The 26,785-nt window shown below is 69.8% G+C and carries 27 protein-coding genes and 1 pseudogene; 19 read left to right on the forward strand and 9 right to left on the reverse strand.

From position 1 onward, the window contains the following. Positions 1-87: 87 nt before the first annotated feature. The 6 genes from AB0L65_RS41265 to ruvX all read left to right on the forward strand — a co-directional run bounded on the left by AB0L65_RS41265 (position 88) and on the right by ruvX (position 6,062). Positions 88-570, forward strand: coding sequence for a DUF2231 domain-containing protein (locus AB0L65_RS41265; RefSeq protein WP_364257466.1), 483 nt, complete (start codon positions 88-90; stop codon positions 568-570). An 82-nt stretch (positions 571-652) separates the two neighbouring features. Beyond that, positions 653-1,894, forward strand: a complete 1,242-nt coding sequence (locus AB0L65_RS41270; protein ID WP_350727259.1) for a replication-associated recombination protein A — start codon at positions 653-655, stop codon at positions 1,892-1,894. A gap of 377 nt (positions 1,895-2,271) precedes the next feature. Then, a complete protein-coding gene (locus AB0L65_RS41275; protein ID WP_364257469.1) occupies positions 2,272-2,664 on the forward strand; it encodes a DUF948 domain-containing protein in 393 nt (130 codons plus the stop codon). Beyond that, complete coding sequence (locus tag AB0L65_RS41280; RefSeq protein ID WP_350727189.1) at positions 2,661-2,891, forward strand: hypothetical protein; 231 nt, start codon at positions 2,661-2,663, stop codon at positions 2,889-2,891. The genes AB0L65_RS41275 and AB0L65_RS41280 overlap by 4 nt, the downstream gene beginning before the upstream one ends. Positions 2,892-2,908: 17 nt before the next feature. Beyond that, positions 2,909-5,581 (forward strand): alanine--tRNA ligase, encoded by a 2,673-nt coding sequence (gene alaS, locus AB0L65_RS41285; RefSeq protein ID WP_364257472.1) that lies wholly within the window; start codon positions 2,909-2,911, stop codon positions 5,579-5,581. A 1-nt stretch (position 5,582) separates the two neighbouring features. Beyond that, positions 5,583-6,062 (forward strand): Holliday junction resolvase RuvX, encoded by a 480-nt coding sequence (ruvX, locus tag AB0L65_RS41290; RefSeq protein ID WP_350727191.1) that lies wholly within the window; start codon positions 5,583-5,585, stop codon positions 6,060-6,062. 616 nt (positions 6,063-6,678) lie between these two features. Here ruvX and AB0L65_RS41295 read toward each other — a convergent pair. Further along, positions 6,679-6,789: pseudogene (locus tag AB0L65_RS41295) on the reverse strand (hypothetical protein); the annotation flags it as partial. A 21-nt stretch (positions 6,790-6,810) separates the two neighbouring features. On the opposite strand from AB0L65_RS41295, the gene mltG (AB0L65_RS41300) reads away from it, so the two are divergent. From mltG (AB0L65_RS41300) to AB0L65_RS41310, 3 genes are all read left to right on the forward strand, one after another. Next, positions 6,811-7,818: an endolytic transglycosylase MltG gene (gene mltG, locus AB0L65_RS41300; protein WP_364257629.1), complete on the forward strand. Its 1,008-nt coding sequence runs from the start codon at positions 6,811-6,813 to the stop codon at positions 7,816-7,818. 211 nt (positions 7,819-8,029) lie between these two features. Further along, positions 8,030-9,175 carry an endolytic transglycosylase MltG gene (gene mltG / locus AB0L65_RS41305; RefSeq protein ID WP_364257476.1) on the forward strand — a complete coding sequence of 382 codons (1,146 nt, stop codon included), beginning with the start codon at positions 8,030-8,032 and terminating at the stop codon, positions 9,173-9,175. 299 nt (positions 9,176-9,474) lie between these two features. Continuing rightward, entirely contained in the window at positions 9,475-10,329 is an 855-nt protein-coding gene (locus AB0L65_RS41310) for a shikimate dehydrogenase (protein ID WP_364257479.1), read from the forward strand. A gap of 186 nt (positions 10,330-10,515) precedes the next feature. Here AB0L65_RS41310 and AB0L65_RS41315 read toward each other — a convergent pair whose 3' ends face one another. Next, positions 10,516-10,791, reverse strand: a complete 276-nt coding sequence (locus AB0L65_RS41315; protein ID WP_364257482.1) for a type II toxin-antitoxin system Phd/YefM family antitoxin — start codon at positions 10,789-10,791, stop codon at positions 10,516-10,518. A 329-nt stretch (positions 10,792-11,120) separates the two neighbouring features. On the opposite strand from AB0L65_RS41315, the gene infC reads away from it, so the two are divergent. From infC to AB0L65_RS41350, 7 genes are all read left to right on the forward strand, one after another. After that, entirely contained in the window at positions 11,121-11,708 is a 588-nt protein-coding gene (gene infC, locus AB0L65_RS41320) for a translation initiation factor IF-3 (protein ID WP_090945400.1), read from the forward strand. A gap of 125 nt (positions 11,709-11,833) precedes the next feature. After that, positions 11,834-12,028: a 50S ribosomal protein L35 gene (gene rpmI, locus AB0L65_RS41325; protein WP_103958467.1), complete on the forward strand. Its 195-nt coding sequence runs from the start codon at positions 11,834-11,836 to the stop codon at positions 12,026-12,028. A gap of 24 nt (positions 12,029-12,052) precedes the next feature. Beyond that, complete coding sequence (gene rplT, locus AB0L65_RS41330) at positions 12,053-12,436, forward strand: 50S ribosomal protein L20 (RefSeq protein ID WP_185077087.1); 384 nt, start codon at positions 12,053-12,055, stop codon at positions 12,434-12,436. 235 nt (positions 12,437-12,671) lie between these two features. Then, positions 12,672-13,475 (forward strand): RNA methyltransferase, encoded by an 804-nt coding sequence (locus AB0L65_RS41335; protein WP_364257485.1) that lies wholly within the window; start codon positions 12,672-12,674, stop codon positions 13,473-13,475. A gap of 50 nt (positions 13,476-13,525) precedes the next feature. Beyond that, entirely contained in the window at positions 13,526-14,617 is a 1,092-nt protein-coding gene (locus AB0L65_RS41340; protein ID WP_364257488.1) for an ATP-binding protein, read from the forward strand. A 130-nt stretch (positions 14,618-14,747) separates the two neighbouring features. Continuing rightward, complete coding sequence (gene pheS / locus AB0L65_RS41345; RefSeq protein WP_364257632.1) at positions 14,748-15,797, forward strand: phenylalanine--tRNA ligase subunit alpha; 1,050 nt, start codon at positions 14,748-14,750, stop codon at positions 15,795-15,797. Further along, positions 15,797-18,352: a phenylalanine--tRNA ligase subunit beta gene (locus AB0L65_RS41350; protein WP_364257491.1), complete on the forward strand. Its 2,556-nt coding sequence runs from the start codon at positions 15,797-15,799 to the stop codon at positions 18,350-18,352. The genes pheS and AB0L65_RS41350 overlap by 1 nt, the downstream gene beginning before the upstream one ends. Before the next feature lie 42 nt (positions 18,353-18,394). On the opposite strand, the gene AB0L65_RS41355 is transcribed toward AB0L65_RS41350, so the two are convergent. Continuing rightward, on the reverse strand, positions 18,395-19,009 hold the full coding sequence (locus AB0L65_RS41355) for a Uma2 family endonuclease (RefSeq protein WP_364257494.1): 615 nt from the start codon (positions 19,007-19,009) through the stop codon (positions 18,395-18,397). Positions 19,010-19,084: 75 nt separating this feature from the next. Between AB0L65_RS41355 and AB0L65_RS41360 the strand changes: the two genes are divergently transcribed. After that, a complete protein-coding gene (locus tag AB0L65_RS41360) occupies positions 19,085-19,321 on the forward strand; it encodes a hypothetical protein (RefSeq protein WP_364257497.1) in 237 nt (78 codons plus the stop codon). A 6-nt stretch (positions 19,322-19,327) separates the two neighbouring features. Here AB0L65_RS41360 and AB0L65_RS41365 read toward each other — a convergent pair whose 3' ends face one another. Beyond that, positions 19,328-19,483 (reverse strand): hypothetical protein, encoded by a 156-nt coding sequence (locus tag AB0L65_RS41365; protein ID WP_364257641.1) that lies wholly within the window; start codon positions 19,481-19,483, stop codon positions 19,328-19,330. A gap of 3 nt (positions 19,484-19,486) precedes the next feature. Here AB0L65_RS41365 and AB0L65_RS41370 point away from each other — a divergent pair, with 3 nt between their 5' ends. Continuing rightward, positions 19,487-20,194: a metallophosphoesterase family protein gene (locus tag AB0L65_RS41370; RefSeq protein ID WP_364257635.1), complete on the forward strand. Its 708-nt coding sequence runs from the start codon at positions 19,487-19,489 to the stop codon at positions 20,192-20,194. 1 nt (position 20,195) lies between these two features. Here the strand turns inward: AB0L65_RS41370 and AB0L65_RS41375 are convergent, their stop codons facing one another. From AB0L65_RS41375 to AB0L65_RS41395, 5 genes are all read right to left on the reverse strand, one after another. Beyond that, a complete protein-coding gene (locus AB0L65_RS41375; RefSeq protein ID WP_364257499.1) occupies positions 20,196-21,485 on the reverse strand; it encodes an MFS transporter in 1,290 nt (429 codons plus the stop codon). A 175-nt stretch (positions 21,486-21,660) separates the two neighbouring features. Next, positions 21,661-22,023 carry a nuclear transport factor 2 family protein gene (locus AB0L65_RS41380; RefSeq protein ID WP_364257502.1) on the reverse strand — a complete coding sequence of 121 codons (363 nt, stop codon included), beginning with the start codon at positions 22,021-22,023 and terminating at the stop codon, positions 21,661-21,663. 12 nt (positions 22,024-22,035) lie between these two features. Then, the gene (locus AB0L65_RS41385; protein ID WP_350727203.1) at positions 22,036-22,446 is read right to left on the reverse strand and encodes a hypothetical protein; all 411 of its coding nucleotides are present in this window, start codon (positions 22,444-22,446) and stop codon (positions 22,036-22,038) included. Between the two features lie 195 nt (positions 22,447-22,641). Then, on the reverse strand, positions 22,642-24,303 hold the full coding sequence (locus AB0L65_RS41390) for a class I adenylate-forming enzyme family protein (RefSeq protein ID WP_364257505.1): 1,662 nt from the start codon (positions 24,301-24,303) through the stop codon (positions 22,642-22,644). Between the two features lie 89 nt (positions 24,304-24,392). Next, a complete protein-coding gene (locus AB0L65_RS41395; protein ID WP_363972064.1) occupies positions 24,393-24,899 on the reverse strand; it encodes a cupin domain-containing protein in 507 nt (168 codons plus the stop codon). A 208-nt stretch (positions 24,900-25,107) separates the two neighbouring features. On the opposite strand from AB0L65_RS41395, the gene AB0L65_RS41400 reads away from it, so the two are divergent. Then, positions 25,108-26,775 (forward strand): endo-1,4-beta-xylanase, encoded by a 1,668-nt coding sequence (locus tag AB0L65_RS41400; RefSeq protein ID WP_364257508.1) that lies wholly within the window; start codon positions 25,108-25,110, stop codon positions 26,773-26,775. Positions 26,776-26,785: the final 10 nt, after the last annotated feature.

Below are 26,785 nucleotides of genomic sequence, written 5' to 3' on the forward strand. Positions count from 1 at the left end.
TGGTGAAAGCGGCAGAGGACGACATGTGAGGTCGCGAACCATATGGTGCTGAGATTCGTAGTTGAAATGAGAACTAAGGAGCACCCCATGTTCGACCAGATCCTCGGCCTGCCGGCGCATCCACTGATCATTCACTTCGCCGTCGTGCTGACCCCGCTGCTGGTGGTCGCGGCGGCCGTCTACGCGATCGTCCCGCGCTGGCGTACGTACGTGGCGTGGGCGGTGGTGCTGCTCTCCCTGGCCTCCCCGGTGGCGGTCTTCGCGGCCAAGGAGAGCGGCGAGAGCCTCAAGGCGGCCCGCTTCGCCACGGCGGACGGCGCGCTGGGGTCCCGCATCACCACGCACCAGAGCTTCGCCAACCCGCTGCTGCTGTCGGTGCTGGGGCTGGCCGTGGCCGCACTGCTGCTCGTGTACGCCACCAGCCCGGCGCGCGACTCGGTCGGCCGCGACCGGTTCGGCCGGGCCACGACGCTGACCCTGTCGGCGCTGACGCTGGTGCTGGCCGCGGTGGCGGGCTACTACGTCTTCCGGGCAGGGGACTCGGGCGCGCGAGCGGTCTGGGGAGCCTAGTCCGCGCGTGTAATCTCATGATGTGGATAGCCTGTTCGATTCCGCGGCCGAAGAGGCCACCCCGCAGCCCCTCGCGGTGCGGATGCGACCGCGCACGCTCGACGAGGTGATCGGTCAGCGGCACCTGCTCGGCCCGGGCACCCCGCTGCGGCGCCTGGTCGAGAGCGAGGCTCCCATGTCGCTGTTCCTGTGGGGGCCGCCCGGCACCGGCAAGACCACGCTCGCCTACGTCGTCTCCAACGTCACCGAACGCCGCTTCGTCGAGGTCTCCGCCGTGTCGGCGGGCGTCAAGGACGTACGCGCCGCCATCGACAACGCGCGGCGCGAGCTCGGCATGAGCGGACGGCAGACGGTGCTGTTCGTGGACGAGGTGCACCGCTTCAACAAGGCCCAGCAGGACGCGCTGCTGCCCGCCGTCGAGAACCGCTGGGTCACCTTCATCGGCGCGACCACCGAAAACCCGTTCTTCTCGGTCATCTCACCGCTGCTGTCACGCTCGCTGCTGCTCACCCTGGAGTCCCTGACCGAGGACGACATCCGCGCCGTGCTGGAGCGGGCCGTCTCCGACCCGCGCGGCCTCGGCGGGCGCGCCACGCTCGCGCCCCAGGCCCTGGAGCATCTCGTACGCCTGGCGGGCGGCGACGCGCGCAGGTCGCTGACGTACCTGGAGGCGGCCGCGCTGCTGGCCGACGACATCACCGTCGAGGTGGTGGAGAAGGCCGTCGACAAGGCGGCCGTACGCTATGACCGGCAGGGCGACCAGCACTACGACGTGATCAGCGCGTTCATCAAGTCGATGCGCGGCTCCGACGCCGACGCTGCCCTCCACTACCTGGCCCGCATGATCGAGGCCGGGGAGGACCCCCGCTTCATCGCCCGCCGCATCGTCATCTTCGCCTCCGAGGACGTCGGCATGGCCGACCCCACCTGCCTGCAGACCGCCGTGGCCGCGGCCCAGGCGGTGCAGCTCATCGGGCTGCCGGAGGGGCAGATCAACCTGGCGCACGCGGTCATCCACTGCGCGATGGCCCCCAAGTCCAACGCCGTGGTCAAGGCCATCGGGGCCGCCATCGGCGACGTCCGCCGCGGCCTCATCGGCCAGGTCCCCGGCCACCTCCGCGACGCCCACTACCCGGGGGCTGCCAAGCTGGGGCACGGGGACGGCTACAAGTATCCGCACGACTTCGACCATGGGCTGGTGCGGCAGGAGTACGCGCCCGAGCAGGTGCGGGATCGCCGCTACTACGAGCCGACCCGCCATGGTGCCGAGGGCCCGGTCGCGGACCGCTGGGCCAAGATCCGCGACTTCCTCCGCGGCTCCTGACGCCCGTCTCGGCGGGGTGGGGGCGCGGTGGCGATCGGCGCAACGTGCGGTGCGGTGGCGGGCGGTGAAAGCTCGTGCGGTGCGTGGGTCGGGGCTGGTGGCCGGGTGGTTCCGGACGTCCTGGAATGTGGGGGCCGATGGGGGAGGCGTGTGTGGCAGGGCGGGGGATGGCGTAGGTTTGGGGTGCGCGGGCGTTGGGACACGGCCCGGGCCGGGGACGGCTGGTGGCGCACGGGATCGGGGCGGCACGCGGGCGGTCGTGGAAGCGCCGGACGCCGACGCGGCAGCACGATCAAGGCCGGCGTCCTCACCAAGGTTGTCACTCGAACGCGATAAGGTCTTGCCGTTCCGGCCCAGCGTACGAGGGAGATGAGCGCATGCTTACCGCTGGAGAGGTCGCCGGCCTGATCGCGGCCACCGGCTGGATAGTCCTGGTCTGCGTGCTCGCCATGGTGCTCATCAAGCTGGCCAGGCTGCTCACCGAAACCACCAAGGCGGTCTCCGACCTGAACGACCGCCTGGCGCCGCTGCTCGACGACATGAGCGTCACGGTCAACGAGACCAACCGGCAGCTGATCGCCGTCGAGGCCATCACCAAGGACGTCAAGCAGGTCAGCGGTCACGCGGCCAAGCTCAGCGCGGTGACGCAGACCATCTTCACCGGACCGTTGATCAAGGTGTCCTCGCTCGCGTACGGCGTCCGCCGAGCCATCGAGGCCCGCAGGCCCCGCAAGGCCGTCCCGAGGACGCGTCAGGGGCAGGCGCGATGATCAGGCGGCTGTTCTACCTGTCGCTGGGCGCGTTCCTCACCTTCTGGGTGATGCGCAGGCTGCAGGCGCTCCACCCCGACCACGTCGCCCGCAGGACGGCCAACGGCGCCGCGGGGATGCTCCGGCAGGTGAGAGACTTTACTTCCGACGCGCTCGGCGAGGCCGCGGAGCGCGAAACCGAGTTGCGAGCACGCTTCGGGCTCGGCAACGCTGAAGACAACAACTAACGCAAAGGATGGCCAACATGGAGTCGGCAGAGATCGCCCGCCGCTTCCTGCGCTTCTTCGAGGAGCGTGGGCACAAGGTAGTGCCCTCGGCCAGCCTGATCGCTGAGGACCCCACGCTTCTCCTGGTTAATGCCGGTATGGTGCCGTTCAAGCCGTACTTCCTGGGGCAGCGCAAGCCTCCGGCGTCCCGGCTGGCCACCGCGCAGAAGTGCGTGCGCACCCCCGACATCGACGAGGTCGGCAAGACCACGCGGCACGCCACGTTCTTCCAGATGCTGGGCAACTTCTCCATCGGTGACTACTTCAAGGCTGAAGTGATCCCGTTCGCGTGGGAGCTGCTCACCCGCTCCGAGTCCGACGGCGGCTTCGGCTTCCCGGAGGACAAGCTGTGGGCGACCGTCTACCAGGACGACGACGAGGCCTACGACCTCTGGCGCAACCGCGTCGGCCTGCCCGAGCACCGCATCCAGCGGCGTGGCCTGGAGGACAACTACTGGCACATGGGCGTGCCCGGCCCCGGCGGCCCCTGCTCGGAGATCTACTACGACCGCGGCGCCGAATACGGCAAGGAGGGCGGCCCCGTCGCCGACGAGGACCGCTACCTCGAGGTGTGGAACCTCGTCTTCATGCAGTACCAGCTCAGCCAGGTCCGCACCAAGGTCGACTTCGACGTGGCGGGCGAGCTGCCGGCGAAGAACATCGACACCGGCATGGGCCTCGAGCGCATGGCCGCGATCCTGCAGGGCGTCGACAACATCTACGAGATCGACACCACGTACAAGATCCTCGACAAGGCGGCCGAGCTCACCAAGACCCGCTACGGGCGCGACCCGCGGGCCGACGTGAGCCTGCGCGTGATCGCCGACCACGTCCGCACCGGCACCATGCTGGTGGCCGACGGCGTGCTGCCCAGCAACGAGGGCCGGGGCTACGTCCTGCGCCGCATCCTGCGCAGGAGCATCCGCAACCTGCGCCTGCTCGGCTCCGGCGACGACCGCTACATGCACGAGCTGACCGACGTCGCCATCAACGTCATGGGCGAGCAGTACGCCGAGCTCAAGGCCGACGCGCCGCAGATCCACGCGGTCATCGACGCCGAGGAGGTGTCGTTCCTGGGCACGCTGCGCACCGGCACCGCGATCTTCGACGTGGCCGTCGAGGAGACCAAGCGCAAGTCCGGCACCACGCTCTCCGGCGACCAGGCGTTCAAGCTGCACGACACCTACGGCTTCCCGATCGACCTGACGCTGGAGATGGCGTCCGAGCACGGGCTCAAGGTCGACGAGGAGGGCTTCCGCCGGCTCATGAAGGAGCAGCGGCAGCTCGCCAAGGCCGACGCCGCGGCGAAGAAGACCGGCAACGCCGACATCTCCGTCTTCGGGCAGCTGCTGGAGAAGGCGGGCAAGGTCGAGTTCCTCGGCTACGACCAGACCGAGGCCGACACGAGCGTGGTCGGCATCCTCGTCGACGGCGTGCCCGTCCCGGCGGCCGGTGCGGGCGCGACCGTGGAGGTCGTGCTCGGGCGCACCCCGTTCTACGCCGAGGGCGGCGGCCAGCTCGCCGACCAGGGCGTGATCCGCACCAGCGGCGCCGAGGTCGAGATCGTCGACGTGCAGACGCCGCTCGCGGGCCTGGTCGTGCACCGGGGCAAGATCCGCAGTGGTGAGCTCAAGGTCGGCGACGACGCGCAGGCGGAGATCGACCTCGAGCGCCGCCGCGCGATCTCGCGCAGCCACAGCGCCACCCACCTCGTCCACCGCGGCTTCAAGAACGCGCTCGGCGAGACGGCGGCCCAGGCCGGCTCGGAGAACTCGCCCGGCCGCTTCCGCTTCGACTTCACCGCGGCGGGCGCGGTCCCGGCCAGCGTGCTGCGCGACGTCGAGGACGAGGTCAACGCCGTGCTCATCAACGACCTCAAGGTCAACGCCTTCTACACCTCGCAGGCGGAGGCCAGGGCGATGGGCGCGCTGGCGATGTTCGGCGAGAAGTACGGTGACGAGGTCCGCGTCGTCGAGATCGGCGACTACTCGCGCGAGCTGTGCGGTGGCACCCACGTCCACAGCTCGGGCCAGCTCGGCCTGGTCAAGGTGCTGGGCGAGCAGTCGGTCGGCGCGGGCGTTCGCCGCGTCGAGGCGCTCGTCGGCATCGACGCCTTCCGCTTCCTGGCCCGCGAGAGCGTGCTGGTCGCGCAGCTCACCGAGCAGCTCAAGGCGCGCCGCGAGGAGCTGCCCGAGCGCATCGACGGCATCGTCACCCGGCTGCGCACGGCGGAGAAGGAGCTGGAGAAGATCCGCTCCGCCCAGGTGCTCCAGGTGGCCGGTGATCTCGCCGCCAAGGCGGGCGACCTGCGTGGAGTCTCCGTTGTGACACACCGCGCGCCTGATGGCACCGGTGCGGATGATCTGCGTAAGCTCGCGCTGGATGTGCGTGGCAGGTTCCCGGCGGACCGGCCGGCGGTCATCGTGATCGCCGGCGTCCCCTCCGACCGACCTGTGGTGGTTGCTGCGGTCAACGAGGCGGGGCGCGAGCGCGGGCTCAAGGCCGGGAAGCTGGTCGGCGTCGCCGCCAAGGCTCTTGGGGGTGGCGGTGGCGGCAAGGACGACGTCGCGCAGGGCGGCGGCACACGGCCGGACGCGATCGGCGACGCGCTGCAGCAGGTCGAGCAGGCTGTCGCGGATCAGCTCGGCTGATATGAGGTTCGGCACGCGGATCGGCGTGGACGTCGGATCCGTACGTATCGGCGTGGCCCGCAGTGACCCTTCCGGGTTTCTGGCCACGCCGGTCGAGACCGTCAGGCGAGGCAAGGGCGACCTCGACCGCATCGCCGCGATCGTCGCGGAGCACGAGGCGATCGAGGTGATCGTGGGGTTGCCCACCTCGCTGTCCGGACGTGAGGGGCAGGCGGCGGGGCTGGCCCGCCAGTTCGCCGCCGATCTCGCGGTCCGGCTCGCGCCGACGCCCGTGCGGCTGTTCGACGAGCGGCTGACCACGGTCGCCGCTACGCATGGGCTGCGTGCCAGCGGCATGAAAGCCAAGAAGCAGCGCGGTGTCGTGGATCAGGCCGCGGCCGTCGTGCTGCTGCAGGACGCGCTCGATTCCGAACGCGCCACCGAAAGACCCCCAGGCAGGCCCGTCGCACCGCCCCCAGCGGCCGACGGACCTGCCTCATGAGCGCGCGCGACACGGGGGTCGCGCCCGCGCAGGCGGCGTACACGGCAGGACGCATGGCCACGGCGTGGCCGCAGGTCCGCTGCCGGGTCGCCCGCGCGGAGACGGCGCGCACACGCATACGGGGCACGGCCGCGAGGGAGCGGATCGGTTGCCCGGCTGACGGTTGGTCGGCTGTGAAGGGTCGGGTTGTCCGCTCGGCTGGCGGTTGGGTGGCCGCGGGCGGTTGGGTCGATCGCATGGCTGGCGACTCGGCGGCTGTGAAGGGTCGGGTTGTCTGCTCGGCTGGTGGTTGGGTGGCCGCGGGTGGTCGGGTCGATCGCATGGCTGGCGGCTCGGCGGCTGTGAGGGTTCTGGCCGTCTGCATGGCTGACGGTGGGGTGGCCGCGTGAACGGCAGACCCGATGGCGAGGACGACCTCGGCGACATGATCCCGTTCTCCTCCGGCGACTCCGAGCAGGACAGGCCGGAGGACCCGGCCGCGCGCGAGCCGAACTCGGAGCGACGGCAGCCCGAGCCCGATGCGACGGCCGGCCCTGAAGCGGCGGCGGAGCCTGAGACGGTGGCGGAGCCTGATGCGGCGGCGGAAGTCGGCACGGCGGAAGTCGGCACGGCGGAGGTCGGCACGGCGGAGGTCGGCGCTGCGGAGGTCGGCACGGCGGAGGCTGGGACGGCGGGGCCTGATGCGGCGGGGGAGATGGAGGTCGGAGTGCCGGCCGCGCCTCGCCAGCGGGCCTTGCGCAAGGCCGGGATGGTCTCCGCGGGCCTGATCGTGTCCCTGGTGGCCTTGGGGGCGGGTGGGATCGCGGTGCTCAAGCCGTACCTGAGCCCCGAAGACTTCGACGGGCCCGGCAGTGGCGCCGTGACGGTGCGGATCGCGCCGGGTTCGAGCGCGCAGGCCATCGGCTCCGTGCTGGCCGAGGCCGGGGTGGTGGCGAGCGCTCAGTCGTTCGTACGGGTGACGGAGGAGCGCGCGGTCACCAACCGGCTGCGGCCCGGGCACTACCGGATGCGCAAGGGCATGGCCGCCAAGGCGGCGCTCGACCTGCTGCTCGCGCCCTCGTCCAGGGTCGTGCGGCGCGTCACCGTCCCCGAGGGCCTGCGGACGTCCGAGGTGCTGGCCCGCGTCGCCAAACTGGCCGGACTGCCGCTCAAGGAGCTGCAGGGCGTCGACAAGGCTCTCGTCGGCCTGCCCTCGTACGCGGAGGGGCTCGAGGGATTCCTCTTCCCCGCCACGTACGAGATCGAGCCCGGCGACACGGCGGTGGACGTGCTCGCGGCGATGGTCGAGCGCTTCCAGCTCGCGGCCCGCCAGATCGGCCTGGAGAAAGAGGCGGCCCGCAAGCACGTGACGCCGCTGGAGGCCGTCACGGTGGCCAGCATGATCCAGGCCGAGGGCGGGGTCGACGCGGACTACCCGAAGATCTCCAGGGTGATCTACAACCGCCTCCAGAAGGGCACCCCGCTGGAGATCGACAGCACCGTCCTGTACGCGCAGAACCGGCGGAGTCTGAAGATTACGGAGCGTGACACCAAGGTCGACTCTCCCTACAACACCTACCAGCACAAAGGGCTGCCGCCCGGACCCATCGCGAATCCCGGGGAGAAGGCGCTGATGGCGGCCTTGAACCCAGCGCAAGGCGATTGGCACTGGTTTGTGACGACGGATCCGGCGCATAGAATCACCAAATTCACCGACAAAGAGAGCGAGTTCGTGAGATACCGGGAAGAGCTGAATAAGAACCTCGGGACGAGTTGATGTTCGGCGGGACCCCCTCCGTCCCGGCGCAAATGCCCCCAAACGGGTCATGCGTCCTCTTTCCATCCCTTAGCATGGCTACCCAGAGTGATCTCCGCTGGTCGTGGGAGCATGTCCGGCGGACCCCCCAGTTCCGCTCGGTGACCCAAGCCGGTTTGGCGGTTTCGCTTGACGCCCGGCCGGTCATACCGGGAGATTGGCCAGCGCACCTATGAACGATCTCGATCTGAACACTCTCCTCGGCGCCGAGGACGACGGTGGTCGTACCCGGCGCACTCGCGGCGGCCGTGGCGGCCGCCGGCGGCGCCGACGCCGCAACCGTGGCGGCTTCGTCGCGCCGCTGCTCGCCTTCGTCGTGCTGGCGGGCATCATCGGCGGTGGCGGTTACTACGGCTACATGTGGCTCAACGACGCGCTCGTGCCCGACGACTACACCGGTCAGGGCACCGGCGAGGTCGTCGTGGAGATCAAGGACGGCCAGAGCGCCTCGGACGTGGCGCAGGAGTTGGAGAAGCAGGGGGTCGTGGCCAGCGCCAGGGCGTTCACCAACGCGATCGCCAACGCCAACAGGAGCGGCTCGCTGCAGCCGGGCTCGTACAAGCTGCGCAAGAACATGTCGGCAGCGAGCGCGGTGGCGCTGCTCATCCCGGACAACCGGATGCGCGCCACGGTGACCCTCAAGGAGGGCCTGCGCCTGTCCGACACCTTGAAGACGCTGGCCCAGGAGACCGGCAAGCCCGTCAAGGACTTCGCCGCGGCGGCCAAGGACGTGGATCAGCTCGACCTGCCGAAATACGCCAAGGGCAAGCTCGAGGGATACGCCTTCCCGGCCACGTACGAGGTCCAGCCCAAGACCACGGCGTCGCAGATCCTGGGAGCGATGGTCAAGCGGTTCAACCAGACGGCTGAGCAGATGGACCTCGAGGGCGGCGCCAAGGCACTCGGCCACACACCGCATGAGATCATGGTCATCGCCAGCATCGTGCAGGCCGAGGCCGGTCGCCAGGAGGACATGCCGAAGATCGCCCGCGTCATCTACAACCGGCTGGAGCGCAAGCCGCAGATGAAGCTGGAGATGGACAGCACGGTCATGTACGCGCTGAACAAGTACGGCACGGCCGCCTCGATCCCCGAGACGAAGACCAAGAGCCCGTACAACACGTACCTGAACCTCGGCCTGCCTCCCGGGCCCATCACGAACCCCGGGGACCACGCGATCGAGGCCGCCCTGAACCCCGCCAAGGGGCCCTGGCTCTACTTCGTCGCCACCGACCCCAAGAGCAACATCACCAAGTTCGCCACCACGGAGGCCGAACGCCAGGCGCTGCTGGCCGAATACCGCAGGAACGGCGGCTGATCGGCGATCCGACGCGTCACACGCCCGCCCACCTCCCACGGTGGGCGGGCGTCCTTTTGGGGCCGGTTCTGCCCGATCCGCGGGTGCGCTGTACGGCGGGTGGCGGGTTTGCGCGGGAGGCACCCATCCTTTACGGCTGCGCACGGTGGGCACCTCCCGCCGACCTGCGCCGCCCCCCGTCCAAGGGACGCTTCTCAGGTGATGGGACGACCCGCCGTGACGCGCGCCCCGTGGGCCGTCCGAGCGGCGAAGCGTGGGCGACGGGGCGATAGGGTCGTCATGTTTCGGAAGGAGTGTGGATGCGGGCTGCGGTGATGGGGTCGCCCATCGGTCATTCGCTCTCGCCTTACCTGCACCGGGCCGCGTACCAGGCGATGGGCCTCGACAGGTGGCGCTACGAGGCGTTCGAGTGCGACGAGGCACGGCTGCCCGCGCTGCTCGGCGAGCTCGTGCCCGTGCGCGGCCAGATCCCCGGCGGCGAGGACGCGTGGGCCGGGCTGTCGCTAACCATGCCGCTCAAGCGGGCCGTGCTGCCCCTGCTCGACACCGTGTCCGACCTGGCCGTCGAGGTCGGCGGGGCCAACACCGTGGTCTTCCACGAAGGGCGCCGGCACGGCCACAACACCGACGTCTACGGCATCGAGCAGGCGCTGGCCGAGGCGGGGGTGCCCGCGCCGGGCTCGGCGACCGTGCTGGGCGGAGGGGCCACGGCGGCCTCGGCGCTCGCGGCGCTGCGTAACCTCGGGCTGTTCTCGGCGACGCTGCTGGTGCGCGACCCCGCGCGGGCGGGGGAGACGGTGGAGGTGGCCGAGCGGCTGGGCGTGGCGCTGGCGGTGGAGACGTTCGACAAGCTCGACGCCTTCACGCGGGTGGATCTGGTGGTCTCGACGCTGCCAGGCGGGGCGGCGGACGCGTTCGCCGACCGGCTGGCGCGGGTGCCCGCGCTCTTCGACGTGGTCTACTCACCCTGGCCGACCGGCGCGGCCGCGGCCGTCCGGGCCGCGGGCGGCACCGTGGTCGGGGGGTTCGCGATGCTGCTGCACCAGGCGGTGCGGCAGGTGGAGCTGATGACGGGCCGGACGGATGTGCCGGTGGAGGCCATGCGCGCGGCCGGCGAGGCGGAGCTCGCCAGGCGGTCATCTCGAACGGGTTGATCACGGTCACGCCCGTGTCCGCGAAGTCCTTCACGTTGCGGGGTGACCAGCGGAGCTCGCCGATGGACAGGACGCTGAGGTAGAGAGTCGGCCCCAGGGACGCGTCAACCCATTCCTTCACCTGGGGGGTGCCATGTGGCTTTCGTACCTCGGAGATGATGTCGGCGTCGAGGATGTAGCCGACGCTCACCAGCCGAGGTCCACTTCTCGCGGAAGACTCTTGTCGCGTGCGAACTCCAGATCGTCCGGCCAGTCCGGCTCGCTGAGCAGGAACTCCTTGAAGTCCGGCTGCCTGCCCCTGAGCCGGCGGTACTCCTCCATGTCGAGGATCGCCACCACGTCCTTGCCGTGCTTCGTGACGACCTGCGGCCCCTCGTCGTGAGCCTTCCTGACGACTTCACTGAAGTGCTGTTTGGCCTCGTGCAGCTGCCATCTGGTCGCTTCTGTCTGGATCGCGGCCATACGACCTCTCTCTGTCTAGGCTGGACAGAAGTTTGGCGCAGGGGGCCGGGCCAGCGGGGATGATTCGAGAGCCTCTGGTCGTTGTGGTAATGTAGCTCTCTGATCGGTCCGGCATGCCATTGCTGGACGCGCAAGCGGAGGTCTCCCTCCCACCTGAGTCACCGGAAAGGTGGCCGGGTCCAGGATCACGCCGGACTACTCCGGGGAGCTCAAGGCCACGAAAGCCGAAGAGCTCAGTGGCCCCGCATGCGCGACGTGCGGGGCTTTTCGCGTTGGCGAGGAGCTCCCGGCACGACGAGCACGTAGGGATCGCAAACCTAGGAGGCCCCATCAGCACTGAGCCCCGCATCAACGAGCGTATCCGAGTTCCCGAGGTTCGCCTCGTGGGCCCGAACGGCGAGCAGGTAGGCATCGTCTCGATTCACGACGCCCTGAAGCTCGCCCAGGAGGCCGACCTCGACCTCGTCGAGGTCGCGGCCACGGCTCGACCGCCCGTGTGCAAGCTCATGGACTACGGCAAGTTCAAGTACGAGTCCGCGATGAAGGCGCGCGAGGCGCGCAAGAATCAGGCGCACACGATCATCAAGGAGATCAAGCTCCGGCCGAAGATCGACCCGCACGACTACGAGACCAAGAAGGGTCACGTGGTGCGGTTCCTCAAGGCAGGAGACAAGGTCAAAGTCACGATCATGTTCCGTGGTCGCGAGCAGTCCCGGCCGGAGTTGGGTTTCCGGCTTCTGCAGCGGCTCGCGGACGACGTCCAGGAGCTCGGTTTCGTGGAGTCCCACGCCAAGCAGGACGGCCGTAACATGATCATGGTGATCGGTCCGCATAAGAAGAAGGCTGAGGCCAAGGCCGAAAAGGCCGCAGCCAAGGCACAGCGTGGCAGCGAGGACACTTCCCCACAGGAAGGATGACCCGCGGTTGGGGTTAGCCTTACAGAGCGCCCCGATTCAGTCACCAGCAGACGAAGACGCCGCGACCGGGTCGGCCCAGCACCGGCCCGGCCCGTGGCACGACCGAAACGAGGAGAGACGGCGACATGCCGAAGATGAAGACGCACAGCGGTGCGAAGAAGCGGTTCCGGATTACCGGCACCGGCAAGATCAAGCGTCGCCGTGCCAACCGCGCGCACTACAACGAGTGGAAGTCGTCCACGCTGACGCGCCGTCTCAAGAACGAGGTCGTCCTTTCCGACGCCGATTCCAAGAAGATCAAGAAGCTGCTCGCTAAGTAGCGCGATTCCCCGGGGAGAAGAAACATGGCACGCGTGAAGCGGGCGCTCAACGCCAAGAAGAAGCGCAGGGTCGTCCTCGAGAGGGCGAGCGGTTACCGTGGCCAGCGGTCGCGTCTGTACCGCAAGGCCAAGGAGCAGATGCTCCACTCGATGACGTACGCCTACCGGGACCGCAAGGACCGCAAGGGCACCTTCCGCCGTCTGTGGATCCAGCGGATCAACGCCGCCGCCCGCCAGAACGGCATGACCTACAACCGCCTGATCCAGGGTCTGCGCCTGGCCGGCGTCGAGGTCGACCGCAAGATCCTGGCCGACCTCGCGGTCAACGACAGCCAGACCTTCGCCACGCTCGTCGAGGCCGCCAAGAAGGCGCTTCCGGCGAACGTGAACGCTCCGGCCGCGAGCTGAAAAGCCGCGAGCTGAGGCGCTCGTCTTAATCGAGGGGCCCACCGATGACGGTGGGCCCTTTGTTGCTGTGTGGGGCGCCGCCACGAGGGGCGTCCAGGTGTGGGGCGCTGGCACGAGGGGCGTCGCGGTGTGGGACGTTCCGTGAGGGACGCTGCTGTGTGGGACGTTCCGCTAGGGACGCTGCTGTGTGGGACGTCGCCGTGAGTGGCGTAGCTGTGTGGGACAGGGAGAGAGCATGGCCGGGTCCGAGCTGACCAACGTGAAGTCGCCGCGGGTGAAGGCGGCCAGGCGGCTCACCAAGCGGGCCTTCAGGGAGCAGGACCGCAGGTTCCTGGCCGAGGGGCCGCAGGCGGTGCGCGAGGCGCTCAAGCTCGACGGCGTGACGCTGGAGCTGTTCAGCACCGCCGAGGCCGAGCTGCGCCATCCCGAGCTGATCACCGAGGCCCGCCTGAAGGGCGTGCCCGTGCACCGGGCCAGCGGCGAGGTCATGTCGGAGCTGTCACAGACCGTGACCCCGCAGGGGCTGGTGGCCGTCTGCACGCTCGTGCACGTGCCCCTGGACGAGGCGCTGGCGGAGCAGCCGCGCCTGGTCGCCGTGCTCGCCCACGTGCGCGACCCGGGCAACGCCGGCACCGTCATGCGGGCGGCCGACGCCGCCGGCGCCGACGCGGTGATCTTCACCGACGCCTCCGTCGACCCGTACAACGGCAAGTGCGTACGCGCCAGCGTCGGCAGCCTGTTCCACTTGCCCGTCGTCATCGGTGCACCGGTGAGCGCCGCCGTGCGTCAACTCAAGGAGCGGGGTTTGCGCGTGCTGGCCGCCGACGGCACGGGCAAGCACACGCTCGACGATGTTGATCTTAGCGGACCCACCGCGTGGATCTTCGGCAACGAAGCCTGGGGACTGCCGGAGGACGTACTGGCTGAGGCCGACGACGTGGTCAGAGTGCCCATCTACGGACAGGCGGAAAGCCTGAACCTGGCCACCGCCGCGGCGGTATGCCTTTACTCCTCGGCTAGGGCTCAGCGAGTGCCCTAGGCGGCGGGAAACCCGCTATTGTCGGCGTTGTAGGCGGAGGGGGCGAGGTCGTGCACGGCGCAGACACCGACGGGCGAGTTGTGGCCGCCGCGTGCACGATAGCCATCGACGACCTTCCCGACGGCCTCATCGTGACCGACCGTGACGGCTGCGTGCTGGCCGTAAATCGGGCCGCCGCCCGGCTCACCGGCGTTCCCATGGAGCGCGCGGTCGGCAGGCACATGAACGACGTGTTCCCGTTCCGCGACCACGACGGGCGCGACTGGTGGAAGGCGCTCGACCCCGAGGGCGGGTTGCGCATCAGGAGCAGGGCGCCGGAGCGGCCGCTGCACCTGCCCGGCGGCCAGGAGCTGTATGTCGCGGCCAGGCTCGTACGCGAGCCGGAGCGCGGCGGCGAGGTCGAGCGCGTCACGATCACCCTGCGCGACGGCGGCGCCCGCGCCCGGCTGGAGCGCAGCCGCGCCGACCTGGTCTCGACCGTGGCCCACGAGCTGCGCTCGCCGCTGACCAGCGTCAAGGGCTTCACCGCGACCATGCTGGCCAAGTGGGAGCGCTTCACCGACGAGCAGAAGCGCGTCATGCTCGAGACCGTCAACAACGACGCCGACCGCGTCACCAGGCTCATCACCGAGCTGCTCGACGTCTCGCGCATCGAGTCGGGGCGGCTGGAGGTGCGCCGCCAGGTCGTCGACGTCCCCGCCAGGGTGCGCAGGCTCATCGCGGGCCGGGTCGCGGCGGGTGAGACCGAGGGGCGTTTTCGCCTGATCGTCGGCGACGACCTGCCGGAGATGTGGCTCGACCAGGACAAGATCGACCAGATCCTGGGTAACCTGGTGGAAAACGCGCTGCGCCACGGGCGCGGCACTGTGACAATTGAGATCGAGTCCGTCGGATGGGGAGTTGCCGTGTCGGTGCGCGATGAGGGCGAGGGCATCGAGCCCGAGCTGGCTCCGCGCGTCTTCAGGCAGTTCTGGCGAGGCGGCAACAGCCGTCGGCGCGGTGGCACCGGGCTCGGCCTCTTCATCGTCAAGGGCCTGGTCGAGGCGCACGGCGGCACGATCACCGTGCAGCGGGCGCCCGAGGGCGGGGCGGAGTTCCGATTTACCGTGCCCACCGGCACGCCCGACTTCGCCACCCCTTAGCGATCGAGTCGGCCCCGGTGGGCGGGCCCCACTAGACTCTTTTCCGCTCAAGCCCTGGATACGGAGCTCACTCTTGTCTGACTACGACCCCGTCGAGGTGACACCGTTGCATGCCGACGAGGTGTCCCGCATGGAGGCCGACGCCATCGCGGCGATCAAGGCGGCCGACAGCCTCGACGCACTCAAGCAGGCCCGGCTGGCGCACGCGGGCGACCGCTCGCCCATCGCCCTGGCCAACCGCGAGATCGGCGCCCTGCCGCCCGCCGCCCGCGCCGAGGCCGGCAAGCGTGTCGGCACCGCCCGTAGGGCGATCAACGAAGCGCTCGCCGCCCGCCAGGCCGAGCTCGAGGCCGAGCGCGACTCGCGGGTGCTCGTCGAGGAGACCGTCGACGTCACCCTGCCGTGGGACCGGCGGCCGCGCGGCGCCCGCCACCCGCTGACCACGCTGCAGGAGCGCATCGCCGACGCGTTCGTGGCCATGGGCTACGAAGTGGCCGAGGGCCCCGAGCTCGAAGGCGAGTGGTTCAACTTCGACGCGCTCAACATCGCCAAGGACCACCCGGCCCGCTCGGAGCACGACACGTTCTACGTGGCAGCGCCGGGTCACGCCGACTCCGGCATGGTGCTGCGCACGCAGACCTCGCCGGTGCAGATCCGCGCACTGCTCCAGCGCGACCTGCCGGTCTACGTGATCTCGCCGGGCAAGACGTTCCGCACCGACGAGCTCGACGCCACCCACACCCCGGTCTTCCACCAGACCGAGGGGCTGGCCGTGGACGAGGGCCTGACGATGGCCCACCTCAAGGGCACGCTCGACCGGTTCGCGGAGGTGATGTTCGGCAAGGGCATCACGACCCGCTTCCGGCCCAACTACTTCCCGTTCACCGAGCCGTCCGCCGAGATGGACCTCAAGTGCTTCGTCTGCCGCGGCAGCTCGGCGATCCCCGGCAACCCGCCCTGCCGCACCTGCAAGTCGGAGGGCTGGATCGAGTGGGGCGGCTGCGGCATGGTCAACCCGCGCGTGCTCATCGCCTGCGGGGTCGATCCGTCGCGGTACTCCGGGTTCGCGTTCGGCATGGGCATCGAGCGGACGCTGATGTTCCGCCACAACGCCGAGGACATGCGTGACATGGTCGAGGGAGACGTGCGCTTCACGCTCCCATTCGGAATGGAGATCTGATGAAGGTCCCGCTTTCCTGGCTGCGGGAGTATGTCGATCTCCCGGCGGTCACCGCCCACGAGGTGGCCGACAAGCTCACGGCCGCCGGGCTCAAGCTCGAGTCGATCAGCTCGCACGGCCACGACGTCAAGAACGTCGTCGTCGGCGAGGTGCTCGTGATCGAGGAGCTGTCCGGCTTCAAGAAGCCGATCCGGCACTGCAAGGTCGAGACCGGCGAGGCGACGCCGCGCGAGATCGTCTGCGGCGCCACCAACTTCGTCGCCGGTGACCGCGTGCCCGTCGTGCTGCCCGGCGGCGTACTGCCCGGCGGGTTCGAGGTCGGGGCGCGCAAGACGTACGGGCGCATGTCGGAGGGCATGATCTGCTCCGAGCGCGAGCTCGGGCTGAGCGACGACCACGGCGGCATCATGGTGTTGCCGGCCGACACCCCGATCGGCACCGACGTGGTCGAGCTGCTCGGCCTGCGCGACGACGTGATCGAGCTGGAGATCACGCCCGACATCGGCTACGCGCTGTCGATCAGAGGTGTGGCCCGCGAGGTGGCGACCGGGTTCGGGGTGGAGTTCCGCGACCCCGCCGACGTCGAGCTGCCCACCGAGACCGGCACGGCGTGGCCGGCGTCGATCGCCGACCCGACCGCGTGCGACAGGTTCGTGCTGCGCGAGGTCACCGGCTTCGACCCCGCCGCCCAGAGCCCGCTCTGGATGCGGATCCGCCTCACGCGCGCCGGCATGCGGTCCGTGTCGCTGGCCGTCGACATCACCAACTACCTGATGCTGGAGCTCGGGCAGCCGCTGCACGCGTTCGACCGCGGCAAGTTGCGCGGCGAGGTCGTCGTGCGCCGCGCCGTCGCGGGCGAGCGGCTCGAGACGCTCGACCACGTCGTACGCGAGCTCGACCCCGACGACATCCTGATCACCGACCAGTCGGGGCCGATCTCGATGGCCGGCACCATGGGCGGGCTGGAGACCGAGATCTCCGACGCCTCGACCGACATCGTCATCGAGGCCGCCCACTTCTCCGCGACCGGCATCTCGCGCGAGTCGCGCAGGAACGGGCTGGTGTCGGAGTCGTCCAAGCGGTTCGAACGCGGCGTCGACCGGGAGCTGCCCCTCGTCGCCTCGTGGCGGGCCGTGCAACTCCTGGCCGAGCTGGGCGGCGCGAGCATCCAGCCCGGGGTCACGCACTCCGAGGTCGAGGTGTCGCCCGCGCGCATCGCGATCCCGTCGAGCTATCCGGGCACCGTGGCCGGCGTCGCCTACTCCAAGGAGACCGTCGTCTCCCGGCTGCAGCAGGTCGGCTGCGTCGTGGTCGACGGCGACGACCCGGCCGTGCGCCAGGGCGGCGTCGACCCGACCGGGGTCGTGACCGGCGGCGCCCTGGCGGCCAAGCTGGCCGTCACCGGCGACGACATGATCACGGTGACGCCGCCGTCGTGGCGGCCCGACCTCACCGACCCCAACGACCTGGCCGAAGAGGTCATCCGGCTGGAGGGCTACGAGAGCCTGCCATCGGTGCTGCCCTCCGCCCCCGCCGGGGCCGGGCTCACCGAGGGCCAGCGGCTGCGCCGCCGGGCCGGCCGGGCGCTGGCCGAGGGCGGCTACGTCGAGGTGCTCAGCTACCCGTTCATCAGCCCCGACGACTTCGACCGGCTGCTGCTGCCCGCCGACGACGCGCGCCGCCGCGCCATGCGGCTGGCCAACCCGATGTCGGAGGACGAGCCGCTGATGCGCACGACGCTGCTGCCGGGTCTGCTCAAGACCCTGGTGCGCAACGCCGGGCGCGGGTTCTCGGACGTGGCGCTGTTCGAGATGGGGCCGGTCTACCGGCCGCGCGAGGGCGCTCCCGAGGTGGCGCCGGCGCTCGGGGTCGAGCGTCGGCCGACCGCCGAGGAGCTGGCCTCGATCGAGGCGGCGCTGCCCGACCAGCCGGTACGGGTCGCGGTGGTGCTGGCCGGCGAGTTCGAGGGGTCCGGCTGGTGGGGCGGCGGTCGCACCGCCTCCTGGGCCGACGCGGTGCAGGCCGCGCGGCTGGTCGCGGGTGAGGCGCGGCTGGAGCTGTCCATCAGCGCCGACCAGCACGAGCCCTGGCACCCCGGCCGGTGCGCCGCCCTCTACGTGGGCGACACGCTGGTGGGGCACGCCGGCGAGCTGCACCCGCGCGTCATCGAGGCGTACGGGCTGCCGCCGCGCACCTCGGCCATGGAGCTGGAGCTGTCACGCCTGGAGTCCGCCATGCCGGGTCCCGTTCAGACGCCGTCGGTGTCGGCCTACCCGGTGGCCACGCAGGACGTCGCGCTGATCGTGCCCGACTTCACGCCGGTGGCCGACGTGGAGGCCGCCCTGCGCGACGGTGCCGGGGAGCTGCTGGAGTCGATCCGGCTGTTCGACGTCTATGCGGGGGAGCAGGTGGGCGAGGGGAACAAGTCGCTCGCCTACACGATGCGCTTCCGCGCCGCGGACCGGACGCTGACGGTGGAGGAGACGACGGCGGCGCGCGACGCGGCGGTGGCCATGGCGACCGACCGCGTGGGCGCTCAGCTCCGTAGCTCCTGAGCCGCTTTCAGAGGGCTGGTACGGCGGACGCCGTGCCAGCCCTTAGCGGCTTCTAGCCTTGTACAGGTTGGTGAGATCGATGTCGATATCGAACGGGACCGTGACCTTGAGTCTGTCGTGGTGGACGCCACCCGGTGCGTAGGTCTCCGTGCCGGGAATGAGCTCGAAGACGAAGACAACCGGCTTGCCATCGACTTTCTCAATTCGCCAGAAGTGGGGAATCCCTGCCTTCGCGTAGAGGAGGGGCTTGCGCTCTCTGTCGCGCGCCTCGGAGTCGGGTGAGACCACTTCTACAGCGAGGATGACGTCGTCGGCCTGGAAGCATACGACCTCGTCGTCGATGATCGCGTTCGGGCCCACGACGATCAGGTCAGGCTCCGGGCGCTGCTGCCGAGCTAGCTTGACGCTCATCTCCTGGATCACTTCATGGCCTGCTGGCATGAACTCTTCCAGTGCGTTGCAGAGTCGGCGGATGACCGATTGGTGGAAGTGTCGCTGGGGGCTCACGAAGACCAAGCTTCCATCAATCAACTCTGTGTGCGCAGGCAAATCCGGAATGTGATCGAGGTCTTCCGCGACGAAGCCCTCCGGTGGCGGGAAGGCCCAGTCGGGTAGCGAGGGAGGCGTCATTTCAACGATCACCGCTTCGGCAGTCACGATCCAACGCTACCAATGTATTCCGCTCACGCCTGGTAAACGACTGCATACGCTGATGGAGATGAAGGTGGGGGGATGATGAGGCAGCTGCTGGTGTTCGGCGAGCGGGATGACGCCGAGGAGGTCGCGGAGACGCTCGGGGAGTGGTTTCCGGCGCTCGGGGTGCCGCGGGTGGTGCGGGAGACGCTGGCCGGGGAGGATGACGCCGAGGACGCGCAGTGGCTGGTCGTCGTCGAAGGGGTGGACGAGGGGGCGCTGGCCAGGGTGGATGAGCTGGTGGAGCGCTATGAGGGGTGGCGCGAGGCGGGCTAAGGGGGCTCAGAGCCGGTCGATCTCGGTGAGGTCGATGGCCAGATCGAAGGGGACGGTCACTTTGACGCACTCGCGGTGGATGCCGGTGAGGGTATAGGAGTTGGTGGCGGTACGGTGCGGGAGAGTGGCTGCATGCGTATCGCTGTGTTGTCCGACATCCATGGAGTGTTGCCCGCGCTCGAGGCCGTGCTGGCCGAGCCCGAGGTGGCCGGGGCCGATGTGGTCGCGTTGACCGGGGACATGGCCGCCGGGCCGATGCCGGTGCAGACGCTGGACGTGCTCGTCTCGCTGGGGGAGCGGGCGTTGTGGGTCAACGGGAACGCCGACAGGGAGCTGGTGGAGGCGGTGCGCGGGAAGGCAAGCCCCTATCCCGTGTCCCAGTGGGCGGCCGAGCAGCTGCGGGAGGATCAGGTCGAGCTGCTGGCCGGGTTGCCCGATCGGCAGGTGGTCGAGCTGGGGCGGCTGGGGACCACGTTGTTCGTGCACGCGACGCCGCGCAGCGACGAGGAGATGATCCTCGTGGACAGCTCGCTGGAGCGGTGGGCCGAGGTGCTGGCCGGGGAGAGCGCCGGCACCGTGGTGCTGGGCAACACGCACATGCCCTTCGTACGGCTGGCCGATCGGGTGCTGGTCGTGAACCCCGGGTCGGTCGGCATGCCGTACGGACAGAGCGGGGCGCATTGGGCGCTGCTGGACGGTGACACCGGCGCCGTGACCCTGCGCCGGACCCCGCTCGACGCCGCCCTGGTGGGGGAGCGGCTGGTGCGGGAGAGCGGGTTCGACGGGATCGAGGAGTGGGTGGCCGACTACGTGACGAACGTCCACTCCGACGCCGAGGTGCTGCGGGTGTTCGCCAAGGCGGAAAACCGGTGACCTAGACGGCGGCCTCCCTGCGGAGCTTCTCCGCCAGGGCGTGGTCGTCGGTCCTGGCGTCGTACGTGCGGAACGCAGGCAGCGCGGCGGCCAGGCCGAGCACGGCGCCCACGCACAGCAGGCCGCCCGCGCCGAGGGAGAAGCGGGTGCCGCCGAAGTTGGCCATCAGGCTGGCGCGGGCGTTGCCCAGCATCGGGCCGGACGCGTACGACAGGAGCTCGATCCCGGCCAGCCGACCGCGCAGCTCCGGCGGGATCGTCTGGTTCCACATCGTCATGCGGAAGATGCCGCTGATCATGTCGGCGGCGCCCGCGAAGGCGAGGCAGACGAACAGCATCCAGACGTTGGGGGCCAGCGCCGACGCGGCGATCGCCACTCCCCAGAGGGCGGCCGCGATGATCACGCCCAGGCCCTGGCGGTGTACGCGGGCCGCCCAGCCGCCGGTGATCGAGGCGGCCAGCGCGCCCACCGCTCCCGCCGAGTACAGCAGCCCCAGCGCCTGTGGGGAGTGCAGCTCGTCGGCCAGGAACGGGAAGAGCGACGTCCCCATCGCGAACACCATGGCCGCGATGTCCACCAGGTACGTGCCCATCAGGTCGGAGCGGCGCACCGCGTACCGCATGCCCTCGGCCAGCGACTTCAGCGACGCGGGGGCGGCGTCCTCGGCCGGCGGCAGCGACCCGACCCGCCACAGCAGCGCCAGCGACACCACGAAGCTCAGCGTGTCGATGCCGTACGCCGCCGCCGGGCCGAAGGCGGTCACCAGCAGGCCGCCCAGCGCCGGGGCGACGATGGCGCCGAAGTTCCAGCGCATGCTCGACAGCACCGCCGCCGCGCCCTGCTGCTCGTGCTTGACCACCTGCTGGAACACGGCCTCCAGGCTGGGACGCTGCAGGCAGGAGATGCCCGTGGAGACGGCGCCCATCACGTACAGGACCCAGACCTGAGGGTTGGGGAGCATCGCGTTGACCATGAGCGCGCCCGTGGTGACCAGGAGGCCCAGCTCGCTCAGGACGATGATCTTGCGGCGGTCGAGCGCGTCGGCGATCGCGCCGCCCCACAGGCCGCACACCACCATCGGGACGAACTCCGCCAGGCTCACCAGGCCGACCGCCAGGTAGGAGCCCGTCAGCTCCTTCATCTGGTACGGCACCGCGACCATGGTGATGAACGTGCCGAACATCGTGATGACGCCGGAGGTGAAGAGGAGGCGATAGTCGCGGGAGTCGCGCAGGGGGCTCAGGTCGATGGTGAAGTGACGCAGGAGGCGCTTCAGTCCGGTGGGCAGCACGAGCGTCAATTTTCCGGCTCGGGTGATGATCGAGGCAAATCGTTTTCGGCGGGCCTGTCGGGTCCCTTCGCCGCCGACCGGGATCGATGTCCCTCGGGACCTTGCTCCTGGGAGGGGAGGGGGTGGGTACGCGGAAGGCCCCCGCGAGGAGCGGGAGCCTTCGGTGGAAAGAGGGTCAGGCGGCGGGGACCTTGTCGAGGAAGCCGAGGACCGTGCGGATCCGCCCGTCTTCGGCCAGCTCCACCACGTCGAACCCGACCGCGACCGCCTCCCCGCCCTCCAGGCCGAGGTGCCAGGTGAAGCGGGCGATGTGGTGGTGGGCGTCGTAGACCTCGCCCGGGGTGAACACCAGGCCGGGGAACATGCCCTGGGCGCCCGCGATGACCGCGGCGATCGCGTCGTGGCCCTTCACGTCGGCCAGGGGGTCGGTGTACGTGCCGTCCTCGGTCCACAGCTCGGCCACGGCCTTGGCGCGGGCGTCGGCGTCGGTCTCGTTCCAGGCGGCGACGTAGCGCTCGATGAGGTTCATGATGGTCATTCCTTCTGCTTGTCAGTTGTTGCGGGTCTTGCGGAGGCCGACGATCTGGAGTTCGGCGAACACGCCGACCACCAGGGCCTGGGCGATGGTCCAGATGGCGCCGATCGTGGTGAGATCGGCGGCGCCGGTGACGACGGCGGCGATGCTGCCGAGGGTCCAGACGATGTTCAGGGCGATCACGGCCCTGGTGGCGGCGGGGCTGATGGCGCGGCGGGTGGCGAGGAGGCCGACGGCGGCGCCGTACACCAGCAGGAAGACGCCGATGCCGCGCAGCAGGGCCGCGCCGGGGCCGAGCAGGTCGCTCACGGGGCCGGCGAAGGCGAGGTAGACCAGCCCGTTGCCGCCGGTGACGACGGCGTCGGCGGCCAGCGCGAGGCGCAGGAACTTCATCCGGTCGGCGGTGATGGTCAGGGCGGTGCTCATGTCTCGGGCTCCCTTGGTGGCGGTTTTTCGCGACACCTGAAAGATGTCAGCCGCCACGTAGGGGGCGCGATTACCCGGCACGTAAAGGGGACCGTCGGAAGCCCGTTCCACCTGCGGTAACGCTCATATTGTGACGGTGGTCACGCGAAAGCCTCCCGGCGCGAGCAAGGTGCCGGGAGGCCGGAAAGAGCGGGGTTACGCGCCCAGGATCTCCCTGCGCAGGTGGGTCTTGAGGATCTTGCCGCCGGGGTTGCGGGGCAGCTCACCTTCCCGGAACCAGATGTGCGCCGGGATCTTGAACTTGGCGATCCGGTCCTTGAGGAACGACTGGAGGTCCTCGGTGGCGACCGAGGTGCCGGGCGCCAGGCGGATGACCGCGCCGACCTCCTCCCCGAGCTCCTCGTGCGGCACCCCGATCACGGCGGCGTCGTCGACCGCCGGGTGCTCGAACAGGGCCGCCTCCACCTCGGCGCAGTAGACGTTCTCGCCGCCCCTGATCACCATGTCCTTGGCCCGGTCCACGATGTAGACGAAGCCCTCTTCGTCGATCTTGGCCAGGTCGCCGGTGTGCAGCCAGCCGTGCACGAACGTCTCCGCCGTCGCCTCCGGCTTGTTCCAGTAGCCCAGGATGACGTTCGGGCCGCGTACGCACAGCTCGCCCACCTCGCCGGGCGGCAGTTCGGCGCCCATGGGGTCGACCACGCGCACGTCCACGACGGGCGAGGGCAGGCCGATGCTGTCGGGCCTGGCCTGGTAGTCGGCGCCGCCGTTGCCGATGGCCAGGGCGGTCGTCTCGGTCATGCCGTAGCCGTTGGAGGGGGCGCGGTTGGGGAGGTTGTGGGTGATGCGCTCCAGGAGCTTGGGCGGGGCGGGGGCGCCGCCGTACCCGAGGGTGGTCAGGGACGACAGGTCGTACTTGCCGAAGTCGGGGTGGGACATGAGCTGCCAGGCATTCGTGGGCACGCCGATCATGGCGGTCACGCGCTCCCGCTCGATCAGCCGCAGCGCCTGCTCGGGGTCCCACTTGTACATGAGCACGAGGCCGCCGCCGGCGAACATCGTGGTGGTCAGGGCGGAGAAGCAGCCCGTGACGTGGAACAGGGGGACGGTCAGGAGCGTGACCCGGCGGGTGCCGGCCGCGGCCGCGACGTCCTTGCCCGCCATGGCCACCGCCCGCATGAGGCCGAAGGCGACGGTCATGGGGGACTGGCCCAGGTTGCGGTGGCTGCCCAGCGCCCCCTTGGGGCTGCCGGTCGTGCCGGAGGTGTAGAAGATCGTGGCGGGGTCCTCGGGGGCCAGCTCGACGGCGGGGAGTGTGACGTCGGCGGCGACCTCGCCCAGCACGTCGTCGAAGCCGCGCGCGCCCTCCGGGACCTCGCCCCGGGCGACGATCAGGGGGACGCCCGTCGAGGCGAGCCGGGCGGCGCGCTCGCCGTCCGCGATCAGCACCTTGGCTCCGGAGTCCCGCACGCCGTAGGCCAGCTCGGCCTCCGTCCACCAGGCATTGAGCGGTACGGCGACGGCCCCCGCCGCCAGCGCGGCCGACAGCGACACGACCCATTCGGGGTAGTTGCGCATGGCCACGCCCACCCGGTCGCCCTTCCGCACCCCGTACCCCTCGACCAGGCGGTTGGCGAGGGTGGCCGCGCGGCGGAAATGGTCCTCGAACGTGATGTGCTCGTCCTCGTACACGAGGAAGACCTTCTCGCCGTGGAAGCGGCTCATCTCCAGCAGCGCGCGGAAGTGGGTGGGAGCGTGCTTCCAGGTGCGTATCCCGGTGTCGCCGATCTCCTCGATCTCGAACAGCTGACCGGGTCCGGTGAGCTGGGCCACGACCTGGGCGTGCGAAAGGGACATACACCGAACTCCCGGCTAGTGGACGATTATTCTGGATAAATCACAGTACCGACCGGTAGGTACGTTGCGCTAGCTCGCCGGGAACGGGCTCAGCCGAGGCCGATGGGGGACAGTTGCTGGATGTCGTACCGGGTCCGCAGCTCGATGACGGCGGCCTGGTCGGGCGGCCCCGGACGGGACAGCAGTTCGCCCAGCTCGCGCAGGTAGTGCTCGTGGCCCGCCGGGGTGACGATGAAGAGCATCCGGGTGGGGGTGGCGCCGGGGTTGGCGAAGGCGTGGGGGCAGCCCGCGGGCACGTACATGAGGCTGCCGGGGCCGCCGCGCACCGTCCGGGCGCCGCCCTCCGACTCCCACGTCTGCCAGGGCTCGCCGGTGATCTCCCGCGGCTGGAAGGCCAGCAGGTCCAGCTCGCCGTCGAGGATGTAGAACAGCTCCTCGGCGTGGTGGTGGAAATGGGCGCCGACGTCGAAGCCCGGTGCGATCGTGTTCTCGAACACCGACCAGGTCTTCGAGTGCTCCGCCCCGACCTTCAGCGTCATCCCCATGGACCCGAGCGACTGCCCGGCGCCGGGGGGTAAGACGAGCCCGTCTGCCATTGGTCTGCCCTTCTATGAGGGTGATTGCTACCAATGTTCCTGAGGGTCCCGGCGGGGGCAAGGCTCATGAAAGTTTCATTTCTTTTCCGATAGTTTCTAGCGTTCAGCTGCTGGTTTAGTGACCGCGCGAGGTCGGCATTGACCCTTATCTCGCATGTCAATACCGTCTTCGATGCGATCCACCGGGATCGAAAGCTTTCGGAGGTAGATGTCCGTGCATTCGTCCTCGCCCGTCAGAGTCCTCCTCGCCCTCGTGGGGATGCTCGCAGCCTTCCTCCTGCCGGCCGGCCCGGCCCACGCCTCCGCGCCCTTACGCACCCACGCGGCGGCCAAGGGCAAGTTCATCGGAGCGGCGCTCGCGACCGGCCCGCTCGCCAACGAGAGCGCCTACCGCAACATCGCCGCCACCGAGTTCAGCCAGGTCACCGCCGAGAACGCGATGAAGTGGGACTCGACCGAGCCCAGCCAGGGCCAGTTCAACTTCTCCGGCGCCGACGCCATCGTCAACTTCGCCACCCAGAACAACCAGCAGGTCCACGGCCACACGCTCGTCTGGCACAACCAGACCCCGGGCTGGGTGCAGGGCCTGAGCGCCACCGCCATGCGCAGCGCCATGCAGAACCACATCAGCCAGGTCGTCGGCCACTACGCCGGCAACCCGACCGTGGTCTCCTGGGACGTGGTCAACGAGGTCTTCGACGACAGCGGCAACCTGCGCACGTCGTTCTGGTACAACACGCTGGGCCAGAGCTACATCGCCGACGCCTTCCGGGCCGCCCGCGCCGCCGACCCCGACGCCCGGCTGTGCATCAACGACTACAACACCGAGGGGATCAACGCCAAGAGCACCGCGATCTACAACCTGGTCTCGTCGCTGCGCCAGCAGGGCGTGCCCGTCGACTGCGTCGGCTTCCAGACGCACCTCGCGATCCAGTACGGCTTCCCGAACGACTTCCAGCAGAACCTCCAGCGCTTCGCCGCCCTCGGCGTCCAGGTCCGCATCACCGAGCTGGACGTGCGCATGGTGATGCCCAGGGACGCCACCAAGGACGCCACGCAGGCCACCTACTACCGCAACGTCGTCAACGCCTGCCTGGCCGTGACCGCCTGCGCCGGCGTGACGATCTGGGGCTTCACCGACAAGTACTCCTGGGTGCCCGACACGTTCTCCGGGCAGGGCGCGGCCCTGATCTACGACGAGAGCTACCAGCAGAAGCCGTCGTACACCGCCGTGCACGACGCGCTTGCCGGCGGCACGACCACCGACCCCACCCCGCCGACCACGCCGGGCACGCCCTCGGCGGGCAGCGTCACCTCGAACTCGGCCTCGCTCAGCTGGACCGCCTCGACCGACAGCGGCGGGAGCGGGCTCGCCGGGTACGACGTCTACCGCGAGCAGGGCGCGACCGACCAGCTCCTCGGCCAGTCCACGACCAACTCGATCTCGCTCACCGGGCTCAGCCCCTCGACCCAGTACCAGGTGTACGTCCGGGCCCGTGACGGGGCCGGCAACGTCTCGGCGAACTCCGCCCTGGGCACCTTCACCACCACGGCCGGCCCCGGCGGCGGCGGTGGCTGCACGGCCGCCGGGACCGTGCAGACCCAGTGGGCCACCGGGTACGTCGTCCAGCCCGTGACCGTCACCAACACCGGGACCTCCGCCATCACCGGCTGGACCGTCACCTTCACCCTGCCCGCCGGGCACACGCTGACCGGCTCGTGGAACGCGACCCTCACCGTCAGCGGGCAGACCGTCACCGCCAAGAACCTCGCCTACAACGGCAACCTGGCCCCGAACGCCGGTACCACCTTCGGTTTCCAGGTCAGCCGGCCGAGCGGCAACACGCAGACGCCCTCCGGCTACACCTGCGCATAGGCCCGATCTC

The sequence above is a fragment of the Nonomuraea sp. NPDC052116 genome (assembly GCF_040680035.1).
GTDB classification, from domain to species: domain Bacteria; phylum Actinomycetota; class Actinomycetes; order Streptosporangiales; family Streptosporangiaceae; genus Nonomuraea; species Nonomuraea angiospora_A.